Source organism: uncultured Microbulbifer sp., from assembly GCF_947498635.1.
GTDB lineage: Bacteria > Pseudomonadota > Gammaproteobacteria > Pseudomonadales > Cellvibrionaceae > Microbulbifer > Microbulbifer echini.
On record NZ_CANMKV010000068.1, the window covers coordinates 1 to 7,035 of the forward strand.

The window sequence follows — 7,035 nt, forward strand, 5'->3', positions numbered from 1 at the left end:
TGGAAGCTTACTAGCCTACAGCCAGCTGACCTCTCTCGCTATTGCCAAGTGTGTCGGTTGTTATGGGAATCTAGGAACTTTGCACCCTCTGTATATCTGTGAGATCTAATCTTTGCCTCTGCACCATTAATAGGGTTCACTGCGATTGCACCACTTTTAGTTATCTTTTTCAGTCTAGATGCAACCCTATTGGCTATTGATATTTTAGTTTTTTCATCCGACATAAAGGACAAAGAAGACTCCTTTAGCCCTAAGTCAGATAAGTCCCCGATATCAAGTACAATGCTTCCAGGATTTTTATCTAAAAAGCTATTAGGTGAAGTTGATCTGACATCAGGACTACTTACATTTAGGATCAATCGGAGATCTCCCTCTTCTAACTTGGAGGCGAGATCACTAAGAGTCAACTCACCTTCAACTATTTCTAACTTGAAAGGTTTGAGAGTCATCATAGTAATAATTAAACTAAACTCAGAACTTATGGTAACTATAAAGCTTAATAGTTCTTCAGTTGTAGCGTGAAATTGAATTGAAATAGATTTCATCTTAAATTTTAGTCATATTTTTGAAATGTTGTTGGCAGGCCAGCACCATTTAAATCATCTAATGCTTGTTGTTCACGTTTGATAGGCGAATCATCAGCTTTAGTTTTACCTACATTTGTACCACAAAGATTTCCTTCACAATCCTTATAAAGAATATCAGGACGCCGACCGCTCTTGTGTCCACCTGGAGTAGGTATCAATTTTTCTTTCAATTGTCCTCCACCAGCGAGGACGGTTCCACCTTCAGCTTCAATTTGCTCACCCACTTCTCTAATTTTTTATTATGGGGTGCATTTGGATCTGTTTTAGGGCCTCGCTTTGCCCCTTTTTTTACCTTGGAGCCACCTTTTGCCTCCGGAAGCTCAATTCCTTGTGACAAATAGTATTGTTTTTCCGTCCAAACACCTGTTAGGACTAGAATTAAACCTCCAAGTGCTGCGCCGGCATCGCCGTCCCTGTTTCTTCTTGGTGCCTCTCCATCCGGATCAATAAACTTATAAGGATTCCCATTGGCATAAGCATACCGATTGAACATCATCGGATTGCTTTCTACATGGCCCAATACGCTTGCAGGGTCCATCTGCAGGAAACGGCCCAGCGCCGGGTCATAGTAGCGGGCCCCCATATAGGTAAGGCCGGTGTCGTCATCCTGGACATGGCCGGTATAGCCCACAGCCGGGTTCTTGGCCTGCCCATTCTCGTGAATGGCGCCGTAGGGCATATAGGCTTTGCGCCACAACAGGTCGCCGTCCTCATCAGAGGCGGCAACCACCGAGCCGAGGGCATCGGTGTGCAGGTAGGTGACGGTCACCTCCGCCTGCGATGTTACCGAAAAGGCCAATAAAACAACGGCGGCCAGCAGGGTTCTGATTAATTGTTGCATCATGTTTTTCTCGCTTTCTTCCCTGCTAGCGGATTGCGGATACCTGAGTGCTCAGTGAGAGCGTATTGCCTTCGGTATCAAAATATTGGCTGCCGCTATAGTGCTGGCTCCAGTAGTCAGCCTGGGCGTTGGCGGCGTCGATCTGGGAGATCAGGGCAATGTTGAACTCGGACAGTTGTGCTTCGCTGAGACCCTCTACTGCGGTCAGGTAAACCTGGACTTCCGTGGCTCCGGATTCAGTCGCGGTAGTGGTGACATTGAGGTTAACCATTTCCTGTCCGGGCAGCTTTTTCACCAGGGCGGCTTTCAATGCAGTGCCGCTATCAATATCCAGTGTGTCGCTGTGGGGGATGGTGAATTGATGCTGCACGGCGGCGAGCAGGTGACCTTCCAGACTGCCGGTAACCGTAGCCAGCGCTTGAGGCACTAGCTCAATGGATTCGGCACCGAGGCTCAAGTCGCCAAATTAGAGATACCTTCAGAACATCTTCTAATTCAGGAATATGCTTGAGCGTTCCTCTAAAGAGGAACGATTTTATAAAGCGCTAGGTCTTGGTGTGAGCACACCGTGACCTAGCTAATCACAACAACCTAGTTCAGAGGTTCTTATGACTAACGTGGATGATAAGTCAGGCAGCCGGCTCCGGCTGTCGTACTACCCCTTGGATTCAGATGAAAGGGCATTGGCTACGGCAAGTTGAGTTTGAAGTGGATACGCCGATCAAGATTAGAGCCATGGATGGGTGTTTGGTTTTGACAGTTGACTAAAAAATAAAGCCCGCGTGTGCGGGCTTTATTTAAAGTATTTCTTGAAGGTCTTCTTCTAAATCTTCAAGCGTCACATCTGGATTTAATACCGCTAGCTGATCAGCTGTAATAGCCAATGAAGTAAAAACGTCTTTCAATACATTACTGTCGATGTTTTTTTCATAATAATCTTCAGCCCAGCCATGATAACCCGCAACACCATTCACCAAAAAACCCAGCAATGGATAAACCTTCAAGTTTTCTGGCGATGCAGCCCAAGCAGCCGCACCACTTTCTCGCCAAAAAAAGAAGCTAGCATTAGCAATACTAAATGCTGCCTCATTTTTAAAACTAGAAAAACTATTAGGTACAAGACTTAAAGACGCTGACACATCAGACAGTGACTCCTCAAAAAGTACTTTCCCAGCAACGCCAGCATCATTGAAATTAATAAAGTACTCTCCACCAGAGCCATTCCTCATTGATGCCATCATTTCGCCTTGTTTCCCATCCCAATTACTATTGAAAGAAAAATATCTATATTCCCACTCAGGCATAATAATGGCGTCCACCAACGCCAAGCCTTGTGATATTTTTTTTACCGCATCAATTGACGGCAAATCATTAATATTCTGAATTGCGTTGCTCACTTAGCCCCCTAAATATTAGACTTAGCTCTATTCACTTGTCGCGAAAGAATTTGTAGGCTCGAACTACAATTGGTTCTGCCACAACTTTTGGGCACCTTATGATCAAACTGCCATTCATTGGGGGCTGAGGATCTCTACTGCGGTCAGGTAAATCTGGGCCCCTGTAGTTAGGCATAAAAAGCCCCAATATCGGGACTTTCGGCAAGAGACACCTATTTTATTCATTCCACCAACCCAAAGGCTCCCCGCTTACTGGATCATACACATTGGAATACTGCCACTGAGCACCAGGACTCTTCTCTACTGCAATTTCAAAAATTCCTTCAATAGCTTGGAACCCTACTGCTACAGGGATAGTTATCGAAATTAACCCTGCTGTAGTAGCGTCAATTCTTCCATTGAAGGGTTTTATAAGAGCTTCTATTTGCTCAGCTATACTTGCAGTAACCTTAACATTATCTGCCTCATTCTCTCCAAGGTAAAACTGTACACAAACGTTACCACCTCGCCTGACTATCTCAAATTTACCAGTTTCAGCGTTGGTAACTCTAATAATATCTCCCGAAGCCACTTCTGTCGCATATAGTGGGGAGCGAATAATTTCCCACTCGACATCACTAAGTCGTCGCGCAGGCACATATTCCCCTCCATGTGGGTCAGCATCGATAATCGCTAAAAGTACATGATCATGGCTCATTTAATCTGTCCTCCCGTAAGGTGCGCCACAACTACCACGAGCGGCACATGTACGCTCAGCTTTTGGCGAACTTCCCGCACCTTGACTCAAGTTACATGCCGCTCCTTCACACCTCAAATTTCCATCTGAAAGGTCTCCCCCTTGGGAACGAGCCTTTATGTGACCAGTATGAATATTCGCCGGATTCTTCGTTGAATGGCCGCAAGTTGCGCATGTCCACGAACCATCTGGATTTTGGTCTCGCTTCAGAATTCGCTGACGTGTAGCAGTGTCAACTTTCTTGCCAGCTGTAGGCCCATCAACCTTCGCAAACCTACCATCGGGGTTCCGAGGAGGTCCACTCTTTGTAACTGACTTTGCCCGATTTTTCTTTGCCTTAGAGCCACCTTTTGCCTCCGGAAGCTCAATTCCTTGTGACAAATAGTATTGTTTTTCCGTCCAAACACCTGTTAGGACTAGAATTAAACCTCCAAGTGCTGCGCCGGCATCGCCGTCCCTGTTTCTTCTTGGTGCCTCTCCATCCGGATCAATAAACTTATAAGGGTTCCCATTGGCATAAGCATACCGATTAAACATCATCGGATTGCTTTCTACATGGCCCAATACGCTTGCAGGGTCCATCTGCAGGAAGCGGCCCAGCGCCGGGTCATAGTAGCGGGCGCCCATATAGGTAAGGCCGGTGTCATCATCCTGGACATGGCCGGTATAGCCCACAGCCGGGTTCTTGGCCTGCCCATTCTCGTGAATGGCGCCGTAGGGCATATAGGCTTTACGCCACAACAGATCACCGTCCTCATCAGAGGCGGCAACCACCGAGCCGAGGGCATCGGTGTGCAGGTAGGTGACGGTCACCTCCGCTTGCGATGTTACCGAAAAGGCCAGTAAGACAACGGCGGCCAGCAGGGTTCTGATTAATTGTTGCATCATGTTTTTCTCGCTTTCTTCCCTGCTAGCGGATTGCGGAGACCTGGGTGCTCAGTGAGAGCGTATTGCCTTCGGTATCAAAATATTGGCTGCCGCTATAGTGCTGGCTCCAGTAGTCATCCTGGGCATTGGCGGCGTCGATCTGGGAGATCAGGGCAATATTGAACTCGGACAGTTGTGCTTCGTTGAGGCCCTCTACTGCGGTCAGGTAAACCTGAACTTCCGTGGCTCCGGATTCAGTCGCGGTAGTGGTGACATTGAGGTTAACCATTTCCTGTCCGGGCAGCTTTTTCACCAGGGCGGCTTTCAATGCAGTGCCGCTATCAATATCCAGTGTGTCGCTGTGGGGGATGGTGAATTGATGCTGTACGGCGGCAAGCAGGTGCCCTTCCAGACTGCCGGTAACCGTAGCCAGTGCTTGGGGCGCCGGCTCAATGGATTCAGCACCGAGGCTCAAGTCGCCGAAGGTTTTTGGAGTACCGAGGCCAGCGACTACTTCGAGCGTCACCACCTTATCGGTATCGAAGTAGCCTGGGGCGGATAGGGTCAACTCGGCGCTGCCACTGGCCAGTGTGGGGGCGGAAGCTGAAAGCGGGTCAACCAAGTCAATAGCCGCAAGCCAGAGGCCTGCGTTATCCAGCTGCTGCACTTCACTGGTGGGATCGGCATAAACCCGGAACACTTGGCGTACCTGTACGCTGTGCTCCGTATTAGCGGCGTCAGTGAGGGAAGCGCTCAGTTGCTCGGCGCGCAGGATGGCACTGCCACCGGTGTCTCCACTTTCCCTAAGGTCGTCGGCAGACAGGGAGACAATCACGGTGTCTCCGGTACGCACCGTGGCTGTGAGTGCTTCTTCCTTACATCCGGTTAGCAGGGTGAGTAAGGCCGATACGATAAAAAATTTCGTAATTAGAGTTTTCATTTCCGTTTCCCTTTCCCTACTTCTTATTGGTTTTCTGGGCGCCCATGGCGAGGCGCTCAATAACAATGACGTCGCCAAGATCGATGCTGCCGTTGGCATTGACATCACCGTGTCCGGCTTTTAGTTGATCTTCGCTGGCCTGCTCCAGCCCCATGGCGATACGTTTCACGGTGATGACATCCACCAGATCCACCGTGCCGTCATTGTTGAGGTCGCCATGCAGGTAATTGGGGTCTGTTCCCCGGGCAAACTCTTCCAGGTTACTCATACCATCGCCGTCGCTATCAAGGCTGGCGTCAGCAGCACTGTTGGGGTTCAGTTTATGGGCAAGCTCGAAGGCATCGGGCATGCCGTCATTATCGGCATCGCCGGAGTTGGCCATTAGGGTTTGTGCAGATGCAGACATCGCTTCTGTAGCATCGGTGACGGTGATCACGCCATTGGAAACCGTGTGTGGGATCGTTTCACCACCGATAATGCCATCCGGTGTTGTTGCCAATGTGCTGATTACATCGAGGGCGGTCACTTCCAGGGTGACCTCTCCAGAATCCGCCAGCAAAACACTGAAGCTTCTTCACGCCGGTATACTAAAAGCCTCCGAACGCTGGACACGCCCGATTCAAAATTGGAATCTGACACTGTCACAGCTAGCGATCCGCTTTCCAAATCGCCTGGAGAAATACATCAGTCTATAGCTGCCTGGCTGACACAGAGTTTTGAACACCCTCTACTGGAGGTAAGTGTTTGTTTTTTCAGGGGCAACTAACTAGTGCCACACAATGGCGAGCAGGAGAACCTACAAGTAATCTGAGCCTAAACGCTAACTTGATGGATTCGCGGACAAGCTCAGATCTTCGATACTAAACGTGAGATAAACTACTAAAGTTGACCGGATCACATAGTGGTTAATTAGACAATGGAACCCATGGTTTTCCTTCAATAAACTGGGAGTACCTATGATCAATCACCGAAAAGAACTTTTCACACTCTGAATAATCCAATTCAATTCTATATATACTTGGAACAGAGAAAAAAACTCCAAATCTTTAGAATAAGATATGGAAGTATAATCCCTAAAAAATTCTCTATTTTCTTTACCTAATATATCATCATCCGTTAATTCACCATCAAAACATGTATCAACGAAATCGGGTAAAGACATGCTCCCAGAACTTAAAGCCATGAATGAATCTTTAAGCAAACCATCATTATAATATATTTTACTTAGGCACCCCTTTTTATAAAGCCAAGAAAATATTATTACAAAATATGGGCAAATAGATCTCCAATCAAGGTCATCTGGCACTCCTCCTTCCATCCATTCAATATTAATCGAGTAATTCAAATTACTAACCTATTATTTCTTTTCAACTTCTCTTGGGGCCATTTGTTGAGTTAGTTTTTTCCCATCATGTTTAAATGCAACCCAACTAATCTTTGATGGGGTAACTTTTTCTCCAGTACCCTGGTAAGTTCCTCCATTCGTCAATAGTGCTTCATCTTTTTTCCATTGAAAATATACAAATTTAGATCCTAGATTGCCAACATAAGTGACACACGTTTACCCACCAAAAATTCCAGTGGGCTCAAGTAATTTAACACCTTCCTGGGGCGAGTATTGATTCGAAACACTGCATCATCAATACGGCTTTTTGGTATCTTGCCAA

Annotated in this window: 10 protein-coding genes and 2 pseudogenes; 2 read left to right on the forward strand and 10 right to left on the reverse strand. The window is 47.2% G+C overall.

Translation table 11 applies throughout. From position 1 onward, the window contains the following. Positions 1-553 precede the first annotated feature (553 nt). The 3 genes from Q1A69_RS19330 to Q1A69_RS19340 are packed head-to-tail and all read right to left on the reverse strand — an operon-like array spanning position 554 to position 1,885. Positions 554-757: a hypothetical protein gene (locus Q1A69_RS19330; RefSeq protein ID WP_299589300.1), complete on the reverse strand. Its 204-nt coding sequence runs from the start codon at positions 755-757 to the stop codon at positions 554-556. Continuing rightward, positions 754-1,431, reverse strand: coding sequence for an RHS repeat-associated core domain-containing protein (locus Q1A69_RS19335; RefSeq protein WP_299589302.1), 678 nt, complete (start codon positions 1,429-1,431; stop codon positions 754-756). Before Q1A69_RS19335 ends, Q1A69_RS19330 begins: the two co-directional genes overlap by 4 nt. 22 nt (positions 1,432-1,453) lie before the next feature. Next, a complete protein-coding gene (locus Q1A69_RS19340; RefSeq protein WP_299589304.1) occupies positions 1,454-1,885 on the reverse strand; it encodes a hypothetical protein in 432 nt (143 codons plus the stop codon). Positions 1,886-2,049: 164 nt separating this feature from the next. On the opposite strand from Q1A69_RS19340, the gene Q1A69_RS20485 reads away from it, so the two are divergent. Continuing rightward, positions 2,050-2,196: a SymE family type I addiction module toxin gene (locus Q1A69_RS20485; protein WP_366525621.1), complete on the forward strand. Its 147-nt coding sequence runs from the start codon at positions 2,050-2,052 to the stop codon at positions 2,194-2,196. Between the two features lie 29 nt (positions 2,197-2,225). Here Q1A69_RS20485 and Q1A69_RS19345 read toward each other — a convergent pair whose 3' ends face one another. The 5 genes from Q1A69_RS19345 to Q1A69_RS19365 all read right to left on the reverse strand — a co-directional run bounded on the left by Q1A69_RS19345 (position 2,226) and on the right by Q1A69_RS19365 (position 5,927). Beyond that, entirely contained in the window at positions 2,226-2,825 is a 600-nt protein-coding gene (locus tag Q1A69_RS19345) for a hypothetical protein (protein WP_299589306.1), read from the reverse strand. Positions 2,826-3,042: 217 nt separating this feature from the next. Next, entirely contained in the window at positions 3,043-3,522 is a 480-nt protein-coding gene (locus tag Q1A69_RS19350; protein ID WP_299589308.1) for a DUF4265 domain-containing protein, read from the reverse strand. Then, on the reverse strand, positions 3,523-4,449 hold the full coding sequence (locus Q1A69_RS19355) for an RHS repeat-associated core domain-containing protein (protein ID WP_299589310.1): 927 nt from the start codon (positions 4,447-4,449) through the stop codon (positions 3,523-3,525). A 22-nt stretch (positions 4,450-4,471) separates the two neighbouring features. After that, positions 4,472-5,368 carry a hypothetical protein gene (locus tag Q1A69_RS19360; RefSeq protein WP_299589312.1) on the reverse strand — a complete coding sequence of 299 codons (897 nt, stop codon included), beginning with the start codon at positions 5,366-5,368 and terminating at the stop codon, positions 4,472-4,474. 16 nt (positions 5,369-5,384) lie between these two features. Continuing rightward, entirely contained in the window at positions 5,385-5,927 is a 543-nt protein-coding gene (locus tag Q1A69_RS19365; protein ID WP_299589315.1) for a hypothetical protein, read from the reverse strand. A gap of 4 nt (positions 5,928-5,931) precedes the next feature. Between Q1A69_RS19365 and Q1A69_RS19370 the strand changes: the two are divergent. Then, a pseudogene (locus tag Q1A69_RS19370) lies at positions 5,932-6,063 on the forward strand (IS256 family transposase); the annotation flags it as partial. Between the two features lie 269 nt (positions 6,064-6,332). Here the strand turns inward: Q1A69_RS19370 and Q1A69_RS19375 are convergent. Continuing rightward, a complete protein-coding gene (locus Q1A69_RS19375) occupies positions 6,333-6,713 on the reverse strand; it encodes a hypothetical protein (RefSeq protein ID WP_299589318.1) in 381 nt (126 codons plus the stop codon). A gap of 188 nt (positions 6,714-6,901) precedes the next feature. Further along, positions 6,902-7,035: pseudogene (locus Q1A69_RS19380) on the reverse strand (IS30 family transposase); the annotation flags it as partial.